This window comes from Spongiactinospora rosea (genome assembly GCF_003315795.1).
GTDB lineage: Bacteria > Actinomycetota > Actinomycetes > Streptosporangiales > Streptosporangiaceae > Spongiactinospora > Spongiactinospora rosea.
On sequence record NZ_QMEY01000001.1, the window covers coordinates 425,495 to 445,182 of the forward strand.

Here is a 19,688-nt window from a genome sequence, read left to right on the forward strand (position 1 = left end):
CTGGCGAGTCGCGACGGCCTTCCTGTGAAGGCTGTCAGCGTAGGCTGTCCGGGTGCCCCGAAAAGCTGCCGACCCCGCCGGGGAAAGCCGTCTCGCACTGGTACGCCGGGCCAGGCGGATCGACCGGATCCTGGCGGAGACCTACCCCGACGCCCACTGCGAGCTGGACTTCCACAACCCCCTTGAGCTGCTGGTCGCCACGATTCTCTCAGCGCAGTGTACGGACAAACGGGTCAATATGGTCACTCCACTACTTTTCGCGAAATATCGGACAGCCGCGGACTATGCCGCCGCGGACCGCTCCGAGCTGGAGCAGATGATCCGTTCCACCGGGTTCTTCCGGGCCAAGACCAACAGCATCATGGGCATGGCCCAGGTCCTGTGCGACCGGCACGGCGGCGAAGTGCCCGGCAAGCTGGCCGACCTGGTCAAGCTGCCCGGCGTCGGCCGCAAGACCGCCAACGTCGTGCTGGGCAACGCCTTCGGCGTGCCAGGGCTCACCGTGGACACCCACTTCCAGCGGCTCACCCGCCGCATGCGCTGGAGCGCCGAGACCGACCCCGTCAAGATCGAGCACGCGGTCGGCGAGCTGATCCCCAAGCGCGACTGGACCCTGCTGTCCCACCGGCTGATCTGGCACGGCCGCCGGATCTGCCACGCCCGCACCCCGGCCTGCGGGGTCTGCCCGGTCGCCGCCCTGTGCCCGTCGTACGGCACCGGCCCCACCGACGAGGCGAAGGCGGCCAAACTGGTCCGCACCGGGCCGTTCTCGTGACGGCCGGGAATGCCGTGGGCGACGGCGGGGCTGGTGATGGCATGACCGAACCGCAATGGTTGCACGGGCTGGTGGCGTCGTCCGTCCGCCGGCCCGTGCCCGCCGCCCTGCGTCCACCCGTCGGCCGGGGCCGGAAGGCGGCGGTGCTGCTGCTGTTCGGCACGGAGGCGGCGCACGGCCCCGACGTCCTGCTCATCCAGCGCAGCACCCGGGGGCGCAGGCACCCGGGCCAGCCCGCCTTCCCCGGCGGCGGCCTCGAACCCGGCGACGGCGGCCCGGTCGGGGCGGCGCTGCGCGAGGCCGCGGAGGAGACCGGGCTCGACCCCGCCGGGGTGACGGTCGCGGGCACGCTCCCCGAGCTGTACCTCTCCCACAGTGACAATCGCGTGACCCCCGTGGTCGGCTGGTGGCACACGCCCTGCGCGGTCCACCCGGCCGACCCCGCCGAGGTGGCCGCGGTCGAGCGCGTCCCCGTCGCCGAGCTGGTCGATCCGGCCAACCGGTTCACGCTGCGCCACCCGCGCGGCGGCCACGCCGGGCCCGCCTTCCGGGTCAGGGGGCTGCTGGTCTGGGGGTTCACGGCGGGCGTCCTGGACGGGGCGCTGGCCGGCACCGGGTTCGAGCGGCCCTGGGACCGCACCCGCGTAGAGGACCTTCCGCCCGACGTTCTCGGCCTGGCCGCGCGGAGCTGACGGCGGGCCGCACGCGCGTCCGTTCTGCGCAACGGGCGCACGTACGCCGTCGCCGCTGGATACGGTTGAGGCGTGCTCGGTGATCTCCTCGACCTCGTTCTGATCGCGCTCATGATCGCCTTCGGTATCTCCGGATACCGCCAGGGCTTCATCATCGGCGTGCTGAGCCTGGTGGGCTTCGTGGGCGGGGCCTTCCTCGGGGTGGCCGTCGCGCCGTCGATCGCCGGCTGGCTGGTGGACGGCTCGATCGAGTCGGCGCTGCTCGCCATCGTGATCGTGTTCCTGGCCGCGATGGTCGGCCACTTCGCCGCCTCGACGCTGGGCGCGGTCGTGCGCAGCCACGTCACCTGGGAGCCCGCCAAGGTCGCCGACGCCGTCGGCGGCACCTTCACCGGCGCCATCTCGGTCCTCGTGTTCGTCTGGCTGGTCGGCGGGCTGCTGGCCAACGGGCCGTTCCAGCCGCTGAGCCAGCAGGTCAACAACTCGCTGGTGCTGGCCACGGTGGACCAGACGCTGCCCGACATGGCCAAGCAGTGGCGGCGCACGTTCAAGAACTTCATCGACACCTCCGAGTTCCCCGAGGTGTTCGAGGCCATCGGCGGCGGCCAGTTCGTGGACGTGCCGCCGCCCGACCAGGGCGTGCTGAAGGGGGCCGCGCTGCAGCGCGCCCGCCAGGGCGTCGTCAAGGTCCAGGGCACCGCGCCGAGCTGCGAGAAGAGCATCGAGGGCACCGGCTTCGTCTACGCCAACGACCGCATCATGACCAACGCCCACGTCGTCGCGGGCGTCACCCAGCAGCTCCGGGTCACCGACTACACCGGCACCACGCGGGCCGCCCGCGTGGTGCTCTACAACTCCGACCGCGACATCGCGATCCTCTACGTCCCCGGCCTGGACCTGCCGGTGCTCCGCTTCGACGGCAAGGTGGACAAGGGCGACCAGGCGATCATCGCGGGCTATCCGCGGGGCGAGGGGTTCCGGCCCAGAGCCGCGCGCATCCGGGTCAAACAGAACGCCGAGGGCTATGAGATCTACCACCGCAAGCAGGTGGTCAGGGAGGTCTACTCGATCCGCGGCACGGTCCAGCCGGGCAACTCCGGCGGGCCGCTGCTGAGCCCGGACGGCCGCGTCTACGGCGTGATCTTCGCGGCGGCCACCGACCGGGAGGAGACCGGCTACGTGCTGACCGCGCGCGAGGTCACCCCGGACGCCGAAGAGGGCTCCAAGCGCGTCCTGCGGGTCAGCACCCAGGAGTGCGACTAGCCCGGCTCGCCCTCAAGGCGCGTGCGCAGCGCGTCGATGGCCGGGTCCACCTCCTGACCGGGGTCGGCCACCAGGGCGCGGGCCAGGCGTACGACTCCCGGCACGTCCATCCGGTAGGGCTCGCGCCCGGCGTACGTCTGGACGCGGTCGGCCCCCCGGGTGAGCAGCGCCGCCGCCCCCCGCGCGTTGCCGCGCTGCAGGTGGGTCAGGCCCACGCAGACCTGGGCGAGGCCCTGCCACAGCTCGCGTTCGTCGTCGGGGGCGTTCTTCCAGCGGGCCTCCAGTACCTCGTGCGCGTGGAACGGCCGCCGCTCGCCCAGCAACCGCGCCGCCTCGGCCACGGCATCCTCGCCAGAAGGCGCGTAGTCGTCGGGGACGCGTTCGACCCCCGCCGCGCCTCTGGGCAAGGGCCTGCCGTACTCATCGCGCGGACGGGCGTTCCTGGGCCGTCCAGAGGGGTCTCTGTCGCGGCTCACCGGGCGACCTCCTCGTTGTCCAGCCATGCGATCAGCTCGGCGTCGAACCGCTCGGGGTTCTCCTCGTGCGGGAAGTGCCCGACGCCCTCCAGTAGCCGCCAGCGGTAGGACCCCGTGACGTACCGGCCGGACCCGTGCGCGGTGCGCGGCAGCACGCAGGTGTCGAGCGCGCCGTGGACGTGCAGGGTCGGAGCCTCGATCTCGGTCCGCATGGACCGGGCGTAGCGCAGGCCGTCCGGGCGGAACTGGGAGCGGCCCAGCCAGCGGTGGTACTCCAGCGCGCAGTGCGCCACCCCCGGGATGCGGAACACCTCCTGGTACTTCGCGGCGACGTCCTCTTCCGGCTTGCGCGGCCCCGACCAGCGGTCGAGCAGCCTGCCCACCCGCGCCCCGCCCCGCGCGGTCAGCCGCCACTCCGGCAGGAACGGAAGCTGGAAGCCCACCCGGCCCACGCTGGCCCGCAACTGCCCGAACGGATCGGTCACCAGCGACCTGCGCAGCCGCAGCGGATGCGGCGCGGAGACCGGCACCAGCCGGTGCACCGACTTGGGGTCGAGCACGGCCATGGTCCAGGCGAGCATGCCGCCCCAGTCGTGGCCGACCACGATCGCGCCCGTCTCACCGAGCGCGCGTACCAGGCCCGCGGCGTCCTGCGCCAGGGTGGGCAGGTCGTAGCCGCGCGGCGGCTTGTCGCTCGCGCCGTACCCCCGCAGGTCCACCGCGACCGCGCGGTATCCGGCGGCGGGCAGCGAGACCAACTGGTGCCGCCAGGTCCACCAGAACTGCGGAAAGCCGTGCAACAGCAGCACGAGCGGGCCCTTGCCGGACTCCACGACATGGAATCGGGTGCCCCCGGCGTGCACCCCGCGGTGGGTCCAGGGCCCCTCGATCCTGGACAGCGACTCGTCAGCGGCCATCGGTCACCGACTCACGCCGGGCGCCGATCTCACCGGCCCCCTCCGGCAGCTTCGCCGCGTTCACGGAGTCGAGTTCGTCGGGCCCGCCCTTCAGGTGCTTGAGGGTCCGGGCCGTACGCTGCATCTTGGTCAGGCCCTTCAGCCTGCGCCAGCCGAACAGGACCAGCAGCGCCGCGGTCACGATGTAGAACACGGTGACGATGGTGAAGGCCAGCGCCTGCGAGAGCCCGGCCGCCACCAGCCAGTACGCGATCGTGAACGACGCCAGGATGAGCACCAGGTGCCCGATGAACGCCGCGGCGGCGAACAGCCCGGTCGCGGTGCCCACCCGCTTGGCGTCGAACCTCAGCTCGGCCTTCGCCAGCTCGATCTCCGCCCGGATCAGCGTGGAGATCTGGTCGCTCGCCTGAGCTACCAGTTCGCCCAGGGATTCGTCCTGGGGTGGCCCAGCGGCCGGATTGTGCGGCATGAACGATCTCCTATCGGTAGCCAGGCCTGCTGTCAATCATCCTGCTCGCTCATCGGGCCCGGCACGCGCCCAGGGCCCGATGTCCCGGCCGCCGCCGCGTGCGAGCGGACCCGGAAGTGCAGCAGCGCGGCGGCCAGGAGCGAGGAGACCAGGCTCGCGGCGAGCACGCCGGTGGTCACCGCGTCCGCGCGGGCCGGGTCGTCACCGTACGCGAGGTCGCCGATCAGGAGCGAGACCGTGAACCCTATCCCGCCGAGCAGGGACACCGCGGCCATGTCCCGCCAGTGCAGGTCGGCCGACAGACGCGCCAGGCCCAGCCGTACCGCGATCCAGGCTCCTCCGAACACGCCGAGGAACTTGCCCACGACGAGGCCCGCCATCACTCCGAGGACCACCCGGTCGGAGAAGATGGCGCCGACGGCGGAGGCGGTCAGCGGCACCCCGGCCGACAGGAACGCGAACACCGGCACGGCCAGACCGGCGGATATCGGGCGGATGCGGTGATCGGCGGCTTCCGCGGGGGTCCTGGACTCTCCCGGCCTGGTCCGGCAGCGGGTGAGCAGGCCGAGCGCGACTCCGGCCACGGTCGCGTGCAGGCCGCTGACCTCGACGAAGTACCAGGCGGCGAGGGCGATCGGCACATAGAGCCACGGGCTGGTGACCCCGCGGGCCTGGAGCACGCCGTACAGGGCGATCAGGGCCGCCCCGGCGAGCAGCATGGGGACGTTCAGGCCCTCGGTATAGAACAGCGCGATGACGGTGATCGCGCCGAGGTCGTCCACGACGGCGCAGGTGAGCAGGAACGCGCGCAACGCGGCGGGCATGGCGGATGCGGTGACGGCGAGTACGGCGAGCGCGAAGGCGATGTCGGTGGCGGTCGGGATCGCCCAGCCGCGCCCGGCGTCCGGGGCGCCGATCGTGACCAGCAGATAGACCGCGGCGGGGACGGCCATGCCGGACAGCGCCGCGATGATCGGCAGCGCGGCCTTGCGCAGCACGGCCAGCTCGCCGTGCGTGAACTCCTCCTTGACCTCCAGGCCCGCGATGAAGAAGAAGATGGCGAGCAGGCCGTTCTGGGCCCATTTGTAGAGTTCGAGGTCGAGGTGGAGGGCCGCCGGGCCGAGCGTCAGCGTACGGATGGAGTCGTAGCTCTCGTAGGAGACGTTGGCCCAGATCAGCGCGGCGACCGTGGCCAGCAGCATGATCACGCCACCGAGGGTCTCCGCGCGCAGGGCTTCGGCGATCTGGGCGGCATAGCGGGCGGTGGGACGAAGCGGCCATACCTGGGCGGCTCGGCGCATGCTCTCTCCGGTGCGTCAGGGTCGTTGAGATCGCTCGCCGACCAGACTTCCCGGCACACCTTTCCTAGAGAGTACTAAACCGGACAGGCGCGACCCCCCGGGTAGGGGATCGCGCCTGTGATTCTTCGGAGCTTCGGGTCAGTCCTCCGACTTGGCGGTGGGCAGCTTCTCGGAGATGAGGTTCATCACCGAGCTGTCGGTCAGCGTGGTGACGTCGCCCAGCGAACGGTTCTCCGCCACGTCGCGCAGGAGTCGTCGCATGATCTTGCCCGACCGGGTCTTGGGCAGCTCGGGCACCACCAGGATCTGCCGCGGCTTGGCGATCGGCCCCAGCGTCTTGGCCACGTGCCCGCGCAGCTCGGCGGCGATGTCCTCGCTCTCGGCCACGTTGCCGCGCAGGATCACGAACGACACGATCGCCTGCCCGGTGACCGGGTCGGTCGCGCCCACGACGGCCGCCTCGGCGACCTTCGGGTGCGACACCAGGGCGCTTTCCACCTCGGTGGTGGAGATGTTGTGGCCGGAGACGAGCATCACGTCATCGACGCGGCCGAGCAGCCACAGGTCGCCGTCCTCGTCCCGCTTGGCGCCGTCGCCGGGGAAGTACATCCCCGGGAAGCGCGACCAGTAGGTGTCGATGTACCGCTGGTCGTCGCCCCAGATCGTGCGGAGCATGGCCGGCCACGGGTCGCGTACGACCAGGAAGCCGCCACCGCCGTCGGGCACGCTGTTGCCCTGGTCGTCCACCACGTCGGCGGTGATGCCCGGCAGCGGGCGCATCGCCGCGCCCGGCTTGGCCGCCGTCACGCCCGGCAGCGGGCTGATCATGATCGCGCCGGTCTCGGTCTGCCACCAGGTGTCGACCACCGGGCAGCGGCTGCCGCCGATGTGCTCGCGGTACCAGACGTACGCCTCGGGGTTGATCGGCTCGCCGACGCTGCCCAGCACCCGCAGGCTGGACATGTCGAACTTCGCCGGGATGTCGTCGCCCCACTTCATGAAGGTGCGGATGGCGGTGGGCGCGGTGTACAGGATCGAGATCTTGTACTTCTGCACGATCTCCCAGAACCGGCCGCGGTGCGGGGTGTCCGGGGTGCCCTCGTAGATCACGCTCGTCGCGCCGTTGGCGAGCGGGCCGTACACGATGTAGGAGTGACCGGTCACCCAGCCGATGTCGGCCGTGCACCAGTAGATGTCGCTCTCGGTCTTCAGGTCGAACACCGCGTGGTGCGTCCAGGCGGTCTGGGTGAGGTAGCCGCCGCCGGTGTGCAGGATGCCCTTGGGCTTACCGGTGGTGCCGCTCGTGTAGAGGATGTAGAGCGGGTCCTCGGCGTCGTGCGGCTCGGGCTTGTGCTGGTCGCTCTGCCGTTCGACGAGGTCGTGCCACCAGACGTCCTTGTCGGTCCAGGCGACGTCCTGTGCGGTACGGCGTACGACCACGACGCGCTCCACGCCCGGACACTCCGCCACGGCCTCGTCGACCGTCGGCTTGAGCGCCGAAGGCGCGTTGCGCCGGAAACCGCCGTCGGCGGTGATGACCACCTTGGCGTCGGCGTCGTCGATGCGGCTCTTCAGCGCCGAGGCGGAGAACCCGCCGAACACCACCGAATGGACCGCCCCGATGCGGGCGCAGGCCAGCATGGACACCGGCAGCTCGGGGATCATGGGCAGGTAGATCGCCACCCGGTCGCCCTTGCGGACCCCCAGCTCGATCAGCGCGTTCGCCGCCTTGCTCACCTCGCGCTGCAGGTCGGCATAGGTGATCGTACGGCTGTCGCCCTCGGGCTCGCCCTCCCAGTGGTAGGCGACCTTGTCACCGTTGCCCGCCTCGACGTGGCGGTCCACACAGTTGTAGGCGACGTTGAGCTGACCACCGACGAACCACTTGGCGAAGGGCGGGTTCCACGACAGCGTGGTGTCCCACCGCTTGGACCAGCTCAATCGCTCAGCGGCCCGATCCCAGAACGCGAGCTGGTCGCGCTTGGCCTCGTCGTAGGCACTCTCGGTCACGTTGGCCGCGGCGGCCAGGTCGGCGGGAGGGTCGAAGCGCCTCGTCTCCTGAAGCAGGTTGGACAGGGTCTCCTGTGCCCGCTTGCCGCCGTTGGGGCCGTGACCAGGGGTTTCCAGGGCCACTACATACTCCTTCACGAGGGCCTGATCTGTTGCTTGCGATCCCACTTCACCAGCCCACAGGCGTCCACCACAAGAGGTCTAGACAGGTCTGTACCGTGCGGCGAAGTCTTCTGGGGATCCTGACAAATGGCGTGCGGTAGTTGTAATAACGAAATCTTATGAATGCCCATACCCTTGGGGTTCGGCAATGCACCCACCGCTGCGCCCGACGGTCCCAACGCCTCGCCGAACGGTCCAACGGCCGCGACGGCCCGCGGACCCCGACAATGAGAAAGTCCGCCGGTCAGCCCGCGCCCAATCACCCCTCACCTGATCTCTGTCCGGCCACCCTCCGCACTCGCCGTGACGTACCCCCTCCCCACCTGGGCGGCTGTGCGCAGTGCCTCGGTAGGGTCGGGCGGTGTGAGTGACCCATTGGCGGTGATCGCCGAGCTGCCCGGCGTACCCGAGGCCGTCACCGAGGCCAGGGAAGCGGTGGACCGGCTCTACCGCCACCGTGTACTGCGACGTCGCAGTCCTGAGGTGTCGGCCGAATCCGCGCTGCGCGGCGCCCGCGCCTCCGCCGCGCTGGAGGGCGTGGACGCCCCGCTCGGCCCGCTGCGGGCGGGCGAGGTGACGGACCCCCTGGTCCAGGGCGCGCTGCGCGTCTCCGCCGAACTGGGCCGGCTCAGCAAGACCTGGCGTACGGCCCCGCGTCAGGTACTGGCCCGCCTCCACACCCTCGCCGCCACCGGCCTGGTGGAGGAGGCCCGCCTGGGCCGCCCGCGGGTCGCGGACGCGCCCGGCGTCCCGCCGAACGACCCTCTCGGCCTCGGCCCGGCCCCGTCCCCTGAGGAGACCGCGGCGCGCATGGACGCGCTCGTCGCCTTGGTCACGGGTGAGACCAAGGCCCCGGCGGTGGTCCTGGCGGCGGTCGTACACGCCGAGATAGCCGTGCTCAGGCCCTTCGGAGTGGCCGACGGCCTCGTGGCCCGGGCCGCCGAACGCCTGACGCTGACCGAGTTCGGACTCGACCCGAAGTCGCTCGCCACCGTCGAGGTCGGCCACGTCGAGTCCTCGTACGGGGAGAACCTCCAGGCTTATCTGACAGGTAGTCGCGACGGGGTCGGCCAATGGTTACGGCACTGTGCCCTGGCGGTGACACTCGGCGTCCGAGAGGCCACCGCGGTGTGCGAAGCACTGCAGCGCGGCTGACGCACAGTGATCGATCTACCTGGGGTCTTGCGAGAAGTGCCAGCGTAGCGGGGGTCCTTCGCGGGCCCGTCGCCCTGCCGCCGTCCACCGGCGGGCCGTAAACACAGCGGACGGCGTCCCTGGACTGGGACGCCGTCGCCGGCACGTCGCACCGGGTTACCAAGCGTGCACCTCGTATCCGTCGGAGCGGGTCAAGCCCGCCTCGACGCGCCTCCCGCGGCTGGTCGCGCGTGGGTGCCCGGCGGCCGTGCCCGGACAATCAGTCCGTGACACCTTTCTACGTCGGATCTGCCCTGATGGGAACCCCCTGAAGCAAGACCTTTACCAATCATCTTCACCAAATTGTGACACAATCGGATGAATCCCCCGTATCTCCTCATATACCTCTTTGGTGTGAGATCGCGATGGGCGGCGGGGGGATGGGTGGCCGGGTGTGCTCACGCTGAGTGAGCGATATGGGGCTTCGGTCGGATGTCCGGATTCGGCAACGGAGAGTAGTTGTACGGTTACGTCGAAAAAACTTGGCGGAAATTGCAGATTGCTCCTCGACGAAACTCAAGTGGATCGGGCAGCATACGTGGGTATCTCCCTAAACTGGAGTGAGTGTGCACGGGGACGCATTGCATGTCCCTTGCCATGCCCTGGTGAAGTGTTGAAAGCTTTCTTCTGAAACGGGACCGGCTCTACCCCCCCGGAGCCGGACCGGTTGGCGACCCCCGCTCTCCCCCCCGGCGGGGGTCGCCCCTTTGCCCCCCAAAGCACACCCCGCCTCGCCGCCCCGGTCCGCACCACCCCAGCCCCCCTCGCCGAGGACGCGTAACCCCCCGGCTCGCACCAAGATCGCAGGCATCACTTCCCGGGCCCCCGCGCGCGCCTAGCAGTCACCCACCGAACTCCTCGACCCCAGTACCTCCCTTCCCGCTACTCCCCACCGCCCGTATACGCGGTGCCCGCCATCGCCCCGCCCGCCATCCACCGCCGGGCCCGGAGCCATCGCCGGCCCCCTCCCACCGCGAGGCGTCGCCATCCCCCGTCCACGCCCGCGCCCCTCACACCCCTTCCGGCCGCCCCACGCCCGGCCACCCACCGACGCCGTACGGTCCTCGTGGACGCCACCCGCCGCCCACCGCTGGCACATGCTCGGCTTCTACGGCCGTCCACCGCCCATCACCGCCGCACACGCCTCGTCGATCATCGCGTCTTTCCGCCGGACGCTGCCCGCTCCCGACCGGTGCCACGGTGCCCCACTTGTCGACGTCGCCCGCTGACGCTGAACGGTCCTCATGGACGTCGCCCACTGCTCGTGCACTCTTCTCACCGAAGCCCACGTCCAAGCCAGGATGGCGTCCCACCTAGTGGTGTAAAAGTCCAGTGATCACGGTCATACCTGGTGGACCGGCAAGAACGGCCGTGGTCCGCCGGATCGTGATCGCCCGGCCGCACCACCACGGGCGCCGCAACGGCGAGACGCACGACGGCGGTGCCCGGCGCCCGCCAGCGGCGGTCCGCCGGAACGTGGAGCCAGGCGGCATTTCCACCACTCGTGGGGACGCCATCCCAGCCAGCGCTGTGCACCCATGCCGATCGCATGCCTGCCGCAGAGGCCGCCCACTCTACTGGTGCCGCGGTCCCTCACCTGTCGACGCCGCCCCCGTCCGCTGACGCTGTACGGTCCTCGTGGACGCTGCTCGCCGCCCACCGCTGGCGCATGCTCGGCTCCTACCGCCCCATCGTCAATCGTGCGCTTTCCATTGGATTCCCCCCGTTTGCGACCGGTGCCGCGGTGCCCCGCGCCTCGGCGCCGCCCGCCGTCCGCCGACGCTGTACGGTCCTCGTGGACGCTGCTCGCCGTCCACCGCTGGCGCATGCTCGGCTTCTACGGCTGTCCAGCGCCCATCACCGCTGCACACGCCTCGGCGATCATTGCTTCTTTCCGCCGGACGCTGTCCGCTCCCGACGGGTGCCACGGTGCCTCACTTGTCGGCGCCGCCCGCCGACGCATACGGTCCCCGTGGACGTTGCCCACTGCTTGTGCGCTCTTCTCGCCGAAGCCCACGTCCAGCCAGCGCTGTGCACCCATGTCGATCGCATGCCTGCCGCAGAGGCCGCCCACTCCGCTGGTGTCGCGGTGCCTCACCTATCGACGCTGCCAGCCGTCCGCCGCCGGCGTATAGCCCGTCGCGGCCCTGCCGGTGGACCGCGCCTTCTGGCGAAACCCACCTCCCGGCAGTGCTGTGCGCGTGTGTCGATGAAGCATCTCCCCGCTGACGCTACCCACTCCCCACCGGCGCCACAGTGGCTCTCTCGCCGGACGCTGCCGTCGTACGCAATGCTGTGCCATGGCGGTCCCTATCGACGCCGTTGCGCGCCGTCCGATGCTGCCCGCCGCTGACGCCCGCTCCCCACCGAAGCCGCCTACCATCCGGACCGCATTCCCGCCGACGATGTCCCTTCCCGCCGATGCTCCTCACTGGCGTCCCAATACCTCGCCCGCCAGTGCTCCTGCGTCTTCCCGCGCCGGCCAGCCCTAGAGTCCCACCTCCAGCGGTGTCTCATTCCTGCTGGTCACCCCTCGTTCCCGCTGGCTCTGCCCACTCCCAGCCCGGCGCCACAGTGCCTTGATCGATACCCCCCGCCCCGCTGACGATGCGAGTTATCCACAGCCTCACCACCCCAGCCCACCCCCCTTTATCCACAGAATGCCGTTCGGTGCCGAACCGCTTGGCGCCGATAGCCCATTGTGGGGCTTCCGCTCTTGAAGGAGGCCACCATGATCCGCCCGTTGGTCATCACAGAAGACCGTGATCTGCTCGACGACCTGCTCCGTATCTCAGCCGCCGCAGGCACCGAGCTCGATGTCGCCCACTCGCCCGCGCACGCCCGGCCCTACTGGACCCGCGCTCCCGTGGTGGTCGTGGGCGCCGACGCGGCCGATGCCCTCGCATCATGCGGGCCGCCCCCGCGTTCGCGGGTCCTCCTCGTCACCCGCGAAGGCGGGGACCCCGATACGTTCCGCCGATGCGTGGCCGTGGGCGCGCAGGCCGTCCTGGAGCTGCCCGCCGCCGAGCGCCGTCTGGTCGACGAGTTCGCCGACGTCACCGAGCCCGGCGCGCAGGTGGGACTGGTCATCTGCGTCGTCGGCGGCAGCGGCGGTGTGGGGGCAAGTGTGTTCTCGGCCGCGCTTGCCCGCGTCGCCGCCCGGCGACGTCTGCGCACTTTGCTCCTCGACGCCGATCCCCTCGGCGGCGGCATCGACGTCGTCGTGGCCGGCGAGGACACCACCGGTGCCCGCTGGTCCGAGCTGGTGGCCAGAGAAGGAAGGGTCAACCCAGGCGCGCTACAGGCAGTCCTACCGGCATTCGGCGAGCTCTTCGTGCTGGCCTTCGACCGCGGGGTGACCGATCCCGTGCCGCCCGAGGCCATGCGATCCGTCCTGGAGTCGGCGAAACGCGGATTCGACCTCATCGTGGTCGACCTGCCACGCCATCTCGACGCCGCGGCCACCGAGGCCCTGATACGGGCGACCACGACCGTGATCCTCGTCCGCCCCGACGTCCGCGGTGCCCTCGCCGCCGACCAAGTCCTCGGCGTCCTCAGATCCCACGCCGGAGACATCCGCGCGATCATGCGCCCCGGCCTCGTCGGAGACGCCGTTATCGCATCCTCACTGGACCTGCCCTCCGTCGGCACCCTTCCCGACCAACCCCGCCTCAGCGAACACATCAACGACGGCCACGGTCCACCGATCGGCCCCAAGACGCCGCTTGGACAGTTCTGCACATCATTCCTCGACGCGTTCCTGGTCGAGAACGGCACCGACCCTGCGACCGAACGGGGGCACGTGTGATGAAGGCCGAATCCGTCTCTCCCGAACTCGTCGAGGCCGTGCGTGTACGCCTCGCCCGCGCGGGGGCCGAGCCGACCGCGTCCCACGTGGCGGTGGCCCTCAGAGCGGAGAACGCCATCCTCGGCGACGCCGAGGTCCTCAGCGTCGCGAGAGCCCTGTGCGCCGACCTGATCGGAGCAGGCCCGCTCGAACCGCTGCTGGCTCGCCCCGACGTCACCGACGTGCTGGTCAACGGGCCAGACGCGGTCTGGATCGACGACGGCCACGGGCTACGCCGTACCCAGGTGGGCTTCCCCGACGACGAGGCGCTGCGGCGACTGGCCCAGCGCCTGGCCGCGGGGGCCGGGCGACGGCTCGACGACGCCTCGCCGTTCGTCGATGCCCGTCTGGCGGGCGGCGTGCGATTGCACGCGATCCTGCCGCCCCTCGTGCCCGGCGGCACCTGCCTGTCACTCAGGCTGCCGCCACGGCGTGCCTTCACCCTCTCCGACCTCGTCGCGGCCGGCACCGTCCCGCCTGAGGCGGTCGGCACGCTCACCGGCCTGATCGCCAATCGCCTGGCGTTCCTCGTCACCGGGGGCACGGGCAGTGGCAAGACCACACTGCTCAGCGCGCTGCTGTCCCAGGTGGATCCGGGCGAACGACTTCTGCTGGTCGAAGACTCTGCCGAACTACGCCCGACACATCAGCACGTCGTCCGGCTGGAGTCCCGCCCGCCCAACGTCGAGGGCCTTGGCGGCGTCACCCTTCGCGACCTCGTACGACAGGCCCTGCGCATGCGACCGGACCGGCTCGTCGTGGGCGAGGTGCGCGGCCAGGAGGTCACGGAGATGAATGTCAAGCAGACACCTATACTCGGCCCATGCAGACTCCCCACCGCGTCGCCATCTACTGCCGCCTGTCTTACGCCCCCGACGGGTCTGTGGAAAAAGTCGAACGCCAGGAGGCCGACTGCCGGGCCCTGGCCGACCGGCTCGTCTGGCCGATCGCTGAAGATCACATCTACAGCGACAACAGCCGCTCTGCGTGGCAGCGTAACCGGAAGAGACCCCGCTGGGACGCCCTATTGGAGGCTCTGCGCACGGAGCTCATCGATGGAGTGATCGTGTACCACGGCGATCGTCTCATTCGGCAGCCGTGGGATCTGGAGCTTCTCCTGCAAATCGCCGACGACCGTAAGATTCAGCTCGCCTCACCATCCGGCGTGCGGGACCTGGCGAGCGAGGACGACCGCTTCATCCTGCGGATCGAGGCCGCCCAGGCGTGCAGGTCGTCCGCCGACACATCGCGGCGGGTCAAGCGGGGATGGAAGGCGCGTGCCGAGCGCGGTCTACCCGCCAGCGGCGGCAAGCGCGCCTTCGGATTCGAGGACGACGGCGTCACCCAGCGGGAGCACGAGGTGCGGATCCTGCGGGAGGCGATCCAGCGGATCATCGCGGGCCAGTCGATCGGCGGAGCCGCTCGCTGGATGAACACGCTGTGCAGAACCAGCATGGGCAATCGGTGGGATTCCACCGCCCTGCGCCACCATCTGCAAGCGCCGAGGACCGCCGGGCTGATCGTGCGGGGGCAAGAGATATATGAGGCCGCGTGGGAGCCCATCATCTCCCCAGAGGAGTGGGAAAACCTCAAGGCGATCCTGGAGTCCAACAAGTACGCGCAACCGTTCGCCGGCCGTGAGCGGCGCCACTTGCTGACCGGGATCGCCCAATGCCACGCCTGCGGATCCAAGGCGCGAGCTAAGCCCGTAGGTGGCAGGAACCGGAAGTCGGCTCGCCTCTACTACTGCTGGAATGAGGAGTGCCCGAACCGGGTCGCCCGCAACGTTGAGCATCTGGACCGGTACGTTGCCGGCCGCGTGCTGCGACGGCTCCAAGATCCGAAGCTGATGGATCAGGTCCTCGGATCCGAGCCCGGTGTCGCACAGGAGATTGTGGCGCTGGAACGGCGCCGCGCCGAGACGAAGGCCGCCTTCAAGCGACTCGCCGACCACCCCGACCTCGACCCGGAGGATCTCGCCGATTCGCTCGCCGGATTCACGCGACGAATCACCGAGTTGCGGTCGCAGCAGGCTGCGACGAGCAGGCAGCGGCTAATCTCCCGGATGGCGGGCATCACCCAGGAGCAGTGGGACGCGACGCCGGTGGACATCCAAGCGGCCACGGTCCGCGCTCTGTACCGAGTGGTCATTCTTCCGGCTACATGGCGCGGACCGGGCTTTGATCCGAAGAGCGTCCGCCTTGACCCGATCAAGGGCTAGTTCAGCGTGCCGTCGCCTTTGACTGCGCGCCCGGAGGCGACCCTGCCCTGCCTGGCGGTTCGTCTCAGGTGGCGGTGACTCCCGACCTGGCGGTGGCCGGGGTCACCGGCGGCCGAGCGAGGGGAGATGGCAGTGTGCCGCCAATCGCGGTGACCTTGGCCGGAATGGTCGCGAGGATAGCGACGCCGCGCCGGGCAGTTATGGCAGTGGGGTACCGCATCACGGTCCGCCTCACGGCATCCGCCGCAAGGAAGATCGGTAAGGGGAGCGTCACGCCGCCGTTACCTTCATCGCCGCGGTGGTGGCGATCGCCGAGCTGGCCGACGAGGGTTCGGACGGCGGTGAGCCGTTGACGTGCGGGGATCGCTGCGTTGACCATGACGTGGAGCTGGCCGTCCGGCCCTCTCCAGGCCAGGGCCGGAGTGTCGGACGGCAGATACGCGAAGTGGAGTTTCGGAATGCAAATCATGCTTCGCTCTGCGCCTTCCGAATCGCCTCCCTTTCGAATCGCTTCCTCGATCATTTGCCAGTCCCGCACATCACGGGTGGGATCGATTGGCCGTGGTGGGCCGTCCCGGATAATCGTGACGGCCTGCCCGGAAGCATCTACCTCGACGGGTTGCATGGACGCCTGTGAGTGCCATGCGAGGAGGAGGGGCGCGGGCGGGGGAGCCCCGAGTGACCGTTCGAGTTCGCGTTGTTGGTAGACGGCCACGAGCTTCCTCATGACGGCTACGTCTCGCCGTAGTCGCGCGTTCTCGTCCGTGTCGCCGCCGTCGCCGTTGACGCCGGGCTTGATGGGTGGGGGTGATGTCACGGGTGCGCCTTTGTGTCTCTAGAGGGTCGTATGCGCTGTCCCAGGCAAAGACCCACCCCACGCCACATTTGTGCTCAAGTCCAGCCCAAGCAGAGGATCTGTAATTGGACCGTGACAATTATGCGGATTCTTCGCTATCCCCCTTCGCCTGGGGCTGGGTTGACCGCCAGGACGTAATGGCATTTATGGCCAGCCATTTTTCGGTGTCGGACAGATCGGGCAGCGCGTCGATCACCTCGTTCCATGGCCGGGAGCGGTCGGCCGCGGCAAGATCCGCGCCTTGGGCGGACTCACGTAGCTCTTCGCGAACGATCTTCCGGAGGACCTCCAGGGGAAGCTGTCGCGCGATCCGCCTGGCTTCGTCCGCGGTGATCGCGGCACGCTGGCCGGCGTCCGGGAGGTTCACAGGATCCTTGCCTTTGGAGACAAGCCCGACGCTGCCCGCCGTCCAGCCGAACACGCGCTCGACTCCGGCGTAGGAGAGTTCGCGGACGGCCTTGCCTTGTTCGACACGGCTCCATGTCACGGGGCTCATCCCGCCGGCCTCGGCGGCCTGGTCGATGGATAGGCCGACCGCGGTCCGCGTGCGGCGCACGGCCTCGCCCAGCCTCTTCCGTGCTTCCTGGTCCATGGTGGCCATCATGCCAGACACAGTCAGGCACAGTAAGGCACATCTTCACATAACTTCAGGACTACATACTCCCTGCTCCTCGCTATCTACCCACAGTTCTGGGGTATCTCGGACATGATTTCGAAAGTACCTGGCGCTAGCTGTTGAAAGCTGTGCCAAGCTATGCCTAGACTCATGGACATGTCCAAAGGCACCACGCCGACAACGATCGGGGTCAATGGGTTCGCTCTCCGAGAGCTGCGCGTCCGGAGCGGCTGGGACACCAAGCCGTTCGCCGCCACCATCGGCATCAGTCGCCCCTACCTCGTACGGATCGAACTCGGCGAACGCCAGAGGGTCAGCCCGAGCGTCTTCGCCGCCATGCTGCGAGCCCTCCAGCTCAAAGACCGGCGCGCGATCCTCGCCGATCCGCACGGCGTCGCCACCGACGGCGATATCGCGACCGACGATGAGGCGCTCTCAGCGTGAACGCGAACCCACAGACCTGCGGGACGGGGTCAACGGACCGCGGGGAAACCGCAAGGCCCGGCCATGACGCCCGCACCGCCGAGCCGGTGCCTGCCCCGTCCCGCATCTGCCGCACTCCAGCCGAGGCGTACGCCGCCGGATGGGAGGACGGCGCGCACGACCCACCGCTCACCGACGAGCAGCGCACTCGCGTGGCCGCGCTTCTCGCGCCGTACATCCGACCGGCCGCCAACGCGGCCTGACATGCAGATGCCCCGAGCTGAGCCAACAGCTCGGGGCGGGTGTCGGAGACCCCGACACCCCGACTGTACCGAAGGAGACCCCCATGGCCATCCCTCCGACCGCGAGACCACCGGTTCCACAGGCGTCCTGCTCCGTCTGCCTGGCCCCGCACCGGCTGATGTACAGAACCTCCGTCGCCCCGCACGACGTCGCGGTCGGCGGCGAGATGCTGCCCTGCCCCGGCGGGTGCGCAGCACCGCTGATGGCGTACGAAATCCGCGAGGGCGACGTGCTCGGCGTGGGCCAGGTCCGCAACGTCCTCGACGTCCCCGGACGGGACCTGCACGAGAACGACGTGCAGATCGGCCACGACTGGATCACCCTCGCGGCCGATCTGCCCGTCATCATCCGCTCGCGCACGTCGGCGGTGGCCTGATGCGGTACGTCGAAATCGAGAGCCAGGCCGAGTACGCGGTGGCACCGGAAGACGCCGACCTGCACGCGTTCGAGGGCTACATCAAGATCGCCCCGGGCGATCGGCGTCCGCTGACCGTTTCCGGGTCCGCCCACGTCGCGGCCGGCAACACCCCGGTCATCGCCCGCGGCCACGCGACCATCGAGACACGTCGCGGTCAGGTCACCGCCTACGACCAGGTCGCCGTCATCGCCTACAGCTCGCGGGTCACCGCGTACGGCGACACGGTGGTCCGCGCCTACGGCAGCAGCGAGGTGACCGCCGGGGCGCACGTCACCGTCTACCGGTGCGACCGCGAGACCACGGTGACAGGCGGGAAGGTCATCGAGGCCCCGCTGGTACGCCACGGCGACATCCGGCGGTGGTGCGAACACTACGGCGTCAAGGTCGCCGACGACGACACGATCGTCCTCTACAAGGGCGTTCGCGCGAGTTTCTACTCCGGCTGGGGCATGCACTACCCGCTCGGCGGGACCGTCACCGCGCCGGACTGGAGCACCTACCCGGACTGCGGCGGCGGCCTGCACCTGTCGCCGTCGCCCGCACACGTGCGCGAATACGTCGAGCTGTGGCAGCCCGGAATGCGCATCCTCGCCTGCCGCGTCGAGCTCGCCGACAGCATCGTCCACCTCGGCGACAAGGTCAAGGTGCGCCGCTGCACGGTCCTGCATGAGGTCGATTCCCTCGGTCGCACGCGGGTGGTGGCGTGATGTCTCGCCTCGACAACCTCGCCGACGTGTGGCCCGAGCGGACCGCCGTCGTCCACCGCGCCACCGGCGCGACCGGCACCATCACCCCGTGCCCCGCCGGTGACCCAATCGCCACACAGTACGACTGGGGCCGCCGCACGGCGCACATCCTGCTCAACGGGTCCGACCCCGGCGTGGTCTGGGTGACCTGGCGCGACCGGCCCGGCTGCTGGATCCGCCCCGGCGTCCTCCGCAAGGTCAGGAGGGGGGCATGATCACCCTGCCCGACTGCCGCATGGTCCTCGGCACCTACGAGGCGTACCACATCGAGTATGTCGGCCACCGCATCGGCGGCGACCTGGACGTGGTCGTGTCGGCGATCCCGTACGACCATCACGCCCGGCAGAGCTACATCGCCTTCCGCTGTAGCGCGGGGGAGTGGCGGGCGCTGGCCGGCCGGACGCACGACCTGGAGACCGCCATCCACCGCGCCGAACGCGAGACGCGCTGGGCCGGATGGGGGTCGCCTGAACTGGCCGCGCTTCTCGATCTTGTGGAGGTGTCCCAGTGACCGGCCCAGAGCACTACCGCCAGGCCGAACAGCTCGCCGACCGCGCTCACCACTGGACCTACGGCGACGGCGGCGACCCGGTCGTCGGTGCTGCCCTGGCCGCTGAGGCTCAGGTTCACGCGACGCTCGCCCTGGCCGCCGCGACCGCCCTCAGCGTCTCTGCGTCAGACGATTGGATCGCCGTCGCGGGGGTGAGGTCGTGAGCCTCCCCGCTATCCCCAAGCTCGTCAAGCATCCGGGCCAATACGTCAAGCACACGGGCCGCCGCGTCCGCGACCCGCACCCCTGGCGTACGCGCGCCGCGCGGTTCCGCCCGACCGCCCATAGCGGCAATTGGGTGCTTCTCGTGGTCGGCCTCACAGAGGCCGGTGTGGCGATCGGCTGGACGGTCGAGTACGGCCCGACTCTGCCCGGCGCGATCCTCGCGGCCAACGCTTTTCTGCTCCTGTTGCTCCGCTGGAGGGTCCGATGGACGCCGTGAACGAGCC

Annotated in this window: 21 protein-coding genes and 1 pseudogene; 15 read left to right on the forward strand and 7 right to left on the reverse strand. The window is 69.9% G+C overall.

Annotation, left to right across the window (positions count from 1 at the left end; genetic code table 11):
- The first annotated feature begins 52 nt into the window (after positions 1-52).
- From nth to DP939_RS02065, 3 genes are all read left to right on the forward strand, one after another.
- On the forward strand, positions 53-775 hold the full coding sequence (gene nth / locus DP939_RS02055; RefSeq protein WP_113978172.1) for an endonuclease III: 723 nt from the start codon (positions 53-55) through the stop codon (positions 773-775).
- A 41-nt stretch (positions 776-816) separates the two neighbouring features.
- Positions 817-1,467 carry an NUDIX hydrolase gene (locus DP939_RS02060; RefSeq protein WP_113978175.1) on the forward strand — a complete coding sequence of 217 codons (651 nt, stop codon included), beginning with the start codon at positions 817-819 and terminating at the stop codon, positions 1,465-1,467.
- Positions 1,468-1,539: 72 nt separating this feature from the next.
- Positions 1,540-2,730 (forward strand): MarP family serine protease, encoded by a 1,191-nt coding sequence (locus DP939_RS02065; protein WP_113978178.1) that lies wholly within the window; start codon positions 1,540-1,542, stop codon positions 2,728-2,730.
- On the opposite strand, the gene DP939_RS02070 is transcribed toward DP939_RS02065, so the two are convergent.
- The 5 genes from DP939_RS02070 to acs all read right to left on the reverse strand — a co-directional run bounded on the left by DP939_RS02070 (position 2,727) and on the right by acs (position 8,026).
- Positions 2,727-3,206, reverse strand: coding sequence for a DUF309 domain-containing protein (locus DP939_RS02070; RefSeq protein WP_225878004.1), 480 nt, complete (start codon positions 3,204-3,206; stop codon positions 2,727-2,729). The two genes, DP939_RS02065 and DP939_RS02070, sit on opposite strands and share 4 nt — an antisense overlap.
- The gene (locus DP939_RS02075; RefSeq protein ID WP_113978183.1) at positions 3,203-4,123 is read right to left on the reverse strand and encodes an alpha/beta fold hydrolase; all 921 of its coding nucleotides are present in this window, start codon (positions 4,121-4,123) and stop codon (positions 3,203-3,205) included. Before DP939_RS02075 ends, DP939_RS02070 begins: the two co-directional genes overlap by 4 nt.
- Positions 4,113-4,592 (reverse strand): phage holin family protein, encoded by a 480-nt coding sequence (locus DP939_RS02080; protein WP_113978186.1) that lies wholly within the window; start codon positions 4,590-4,592, stop codon positions 4,113-4,115. Before DP939_RS02080 ends, DP939_RS02075 begins: the two co-directional genes overlap by 11 nt.
- A 32-nt stretch (positions 4,593-4,624) precedes the next feature.
- Complete coding sequence (gene nhaA / locus DP939_RS02085) at positions 4,625-5,893, reverse strand: Na+/H+ antiporter NhaA (RefSeq protein WP_113978189.1); 1,269 nt, start codon at positions 5,891-5,893, stop codon at positions 4,625-4,627.
- Positions 5,894-6,031: 138 nt separating this feature from the next.
- Complete coding sequence (gene acs / locus DP939_RS02090; protein ID WP_113978193.1) at positions 6,032-8,026, reverse strand: acetate--CoA ligase; 1,995 nt, start codon at positions 8,024-8,026, stop codon at positions 6,032-6,034.
- Positions 8,027-8,428: 402 nt separating this feature from the next.
- Between acs and DP939_RS02095 the strand changes: the two genes are divergently transcribed.
- From DP939_RS02095 to DP939_RS02110, 4 genes and pseudogenes are all read left to right on the forward strand, one after another.
- Positions 8,429-9,220 (forward strand): Fic family protein, encoded by a 792-nt coding sequence (locus tag DP939_RS02095; RefSeq protein ID WP_113978196.1) that lies wholly within the window; start codon positions 8,429-8,431, stop codon positions 9,218-9,220.
- Positions 9,221-11,990: 2,770 nt separating this feature from the next.
- Positions 11,991-13,067: a septum site-determining protein Ssd gene (gene ssd, locus DP939_RS02100; protein ID WP_113978199.1), complete on the forward strand. Its 1,077-nt coding sequence runs from the start codon at positions 11,991-11,993 to the stop codon at positions 13,065-13,067.
- A pseudogene (locus DP939_RS02105) lies at positions 13,067-13,900 on the forward strand (TadA family conjugal transfer-associated ATPase); the annotation flags it as partial. The gene ssd and the pseudogene DP939_RS02105, both read left to right, overlap by 1 nt.
- Positions 13,901-13,929: 29 nt before the next feature.
- On the forward strand, positions 13,930-15,327 hold the full coding sequence (locus DP939_RS02110) for a recombinase family protein (RefSeq protein ID WP_113978201.1): 1,398 nt from the start codon (positions 13,930-13,932) through the stop codon (positions 15,325-15,327).
- Between the two features lie 64 nt (positions 15,328-15,391).
- Here DP939_RS02110 and DP939_RS02115 read toward each other — a convergent pair whose 3' ends face one another.
- Together DP939_RS02115 and DP939_RS02120 are read right to left on the reverse strand one after the other, a co-directional pair.
- Complete coding sequence (locus DP939_RS02115; protein ID WP_147267826.1) at positions 15,392-15,952, reverse strand: hypothetical protein; 561 nt, start codon at positions 15,950-15,952, stop codon at positions 15,392-15,394.
- 310 nt (positions 15,953-16,262) lie between these two features.
- Complete coding sequence (locus DP939_RS02120) at positions 16,263-16,787, reverse strand: helix-turn-helix domain-containing protein (protein ID WP_113978205.1); 525 nt, start codon at positions 16,785-16,787, stop codon at positions 16,263-16,265.
- A 168-nt stretch (positions 16,788-16,955) separates the two neighbouring features.
- On the opposite strand from DP939_RS02120, the gene DP939_RS02125 reads away from it, so the two are divergent.
- The 8 genes from DP939_RS02125 (at position 16,956) to DP939_RS02155 (ending at position 19,681) form a co-directional block, all read left to right on the forward strand.
- Complete coding sequence (locus DP939_RS02125; protein ID WP_158578433.1) at positions 16,956-17,243, forward strand: helix-turn-helix domain-containing protein; 288 nt, start codon at positions 16,956-16,958, stop codon at positions 17,241-17,243.
- 86 nt (positions 17,244-17,329) lie between these two features.
- Positions 17,330-17,485 (forward strand): hypothetical protein, encoded by a 156-nt coding sequence (locus DP939_RS45950; protein ID WP_158578434.1) that lies wholly within the window; start codon positions 17,330-17,332, stop codon positions 17,483-17,485.
- Positions 17,486-17,568: 83 nt separating this feature from the next.
- On the forward strand, positions 17,569-17,901 hold the full coding sequence (locus DP939_RS02130; RefSeq protein WP_113978210.1) for a hypothetical protein: 333 nt from the start codon (positions 17,569-17,571) through the stop codon (positions 17,899-17,901).
- The gene (locus DP939_RS02135; protein WP_113978213.1) at positions 17,901-18,650 is read left to right on the forward strand and encodes a DUF7666 domain-containing protein; all 750 of its coding nucleotides are present in this window, start codon (positions 17,901-17,903) and stop codon (positions 18,648-18,650) included. The genes DP939_RS02130 and DP939_RS02135 overlap by 1 nt, the downstream gene beginning before the upstream one ends.
- Positions 18,650-18,904: a hypothetical protein gene (locus DP939_RS02140; RefSeq protein WP_113978215.1), complete on the forward strand. Its 255-nt coding sequence runs from the start codon at positions 18,650-18,652 to the stop codon at positions 18,902-18,904. Before DP939_RS02135 ends, DP939_RS02140 begins: the two co-directional genes overlap by 1 nt.
- A complete protein-coding gene (locus DP939_RS02145) occupies positions 18,901-19,200 on the forward strand; it encodes a hypothetical protein (protein ID WP_113978218.1) in 300 nt (99 codons plus the stop codon). The genes DP939_RS02140 and DP939_RS02145 overlap by 4 nt, the downstream gene beginning before the upstream one ends.
- A complete protein-coding gene (locus tag DP939_RS02150) occupies positions 19,197-19,403 on the forward strand; it encodes a hypothetical protein (protein WP_113978220.1) in 207 nt (68 codons plus the stop codon). The genes DP939_RS02145 and DP939_RS02150 overlap by 4 nt, the downstream gene beginning before the upstream one ends.
- Positions 19,400-19,681, forward strand: a complete 282-nt coding sequence (locus DP939_RS02155) for a hypothetical protein (protein WP_113978223.1) — start codon at positions 19,400-19,402, stop codon at positions 19,679-19,681. Before DP939_RS02150 ends, DP939_RS02155 begins: the two co-directional genes overlap by 4 nt.
- Positions 19,682-19,688: the final 7 nt, after the last annotated feature.

Coding starts and splice junctions, on each gene's coding strand:
- DP939_RS02060 (WP_113978175.1), top strand. CDS start 817: ATGACCGAACCGCAATGGTTGCACGGGCTGGTGGCGTCGTCCGTCCGC.
- DP939_RS02075 (WP_113978183.1), bottom strand. CDS start 4,123: ATGGCCGCTGACGAGTCGCTGTCCAGGATCGAGGGGCCCTGGACCCAC.
- DP939_RS02080 (WP_113978186.1), bottom strand. CDS start 4,592: ATGCCGCACAATCCGGCCGCTGGGCCACCCCAGGACGAATCCCTGGGC.
- nhaA (WP_113978189.1), bottom strand. CDS start 5,893: ATGCGCCGAGCCGCCCAGGTATGGCCGCTTCGTCCCACCGCCCGCTAT.
- ssd (WP_113978199.1), top strand. CDS start 11,991: ATGATCCGCCCGTTGGTCATCACAGAAGACCGTGATCTGCTCGACGAC.
- DP939_RS02110 (WP_113978201.1), top strand. CDS start 13,930: ATGCAGACTCCCCACCGCGTCGCCATCTACTGCCGCCTGTCTTACGCC.
- DP939_RS02115 (WP_147267826.1), bottom strand. CDS start 15,952: ATGCAACCCGTCGAGGTAGATGCTTCCGGGCAGGCCGTCACGATTATC.
- DP939_RS02120 (WP_113978205.1), bottom strand. CDS start 16,787: ATGATGGCCACCATGGACCAGGAAGCACGGAAGAGGCTGGGCGAGGCC.
- DP939_RS02125 (WP_158578433.1), top strand. CDS start 16,956: ATGTCCAAAGGCACCACGCCGACAACGATCGGGGTCAATGGGTTCGCT.
- DP939_RS02130 (WP_113978210.1), top strand. CDS start 17,569: ATGGCCATCCCTCCGACCGCGAGACCACCGGTTCCACAGGCGTCCTGC.
- DP939_RS02135 (WP_113978213.1), top strand. CDS start 17,901: ATGCGGTACGTCGAAATCGAGAGCCAGGCCGAGTACGCGGTGGCACCG.
- DP939_RS02140 (WP_113978215.1), top strand. CDS start 18,650: ATGTCTCGCCTCGACAACCTCGCCGACGTGTGGCCCGAGCGGACCGCC.
- DP939_RS02145 (WP_113978218.1), top strand. CDS start 18,901: ATGATCACCCTGCCCGACTGCCGCATGGTCCTCGGCACCTACGAGGCG.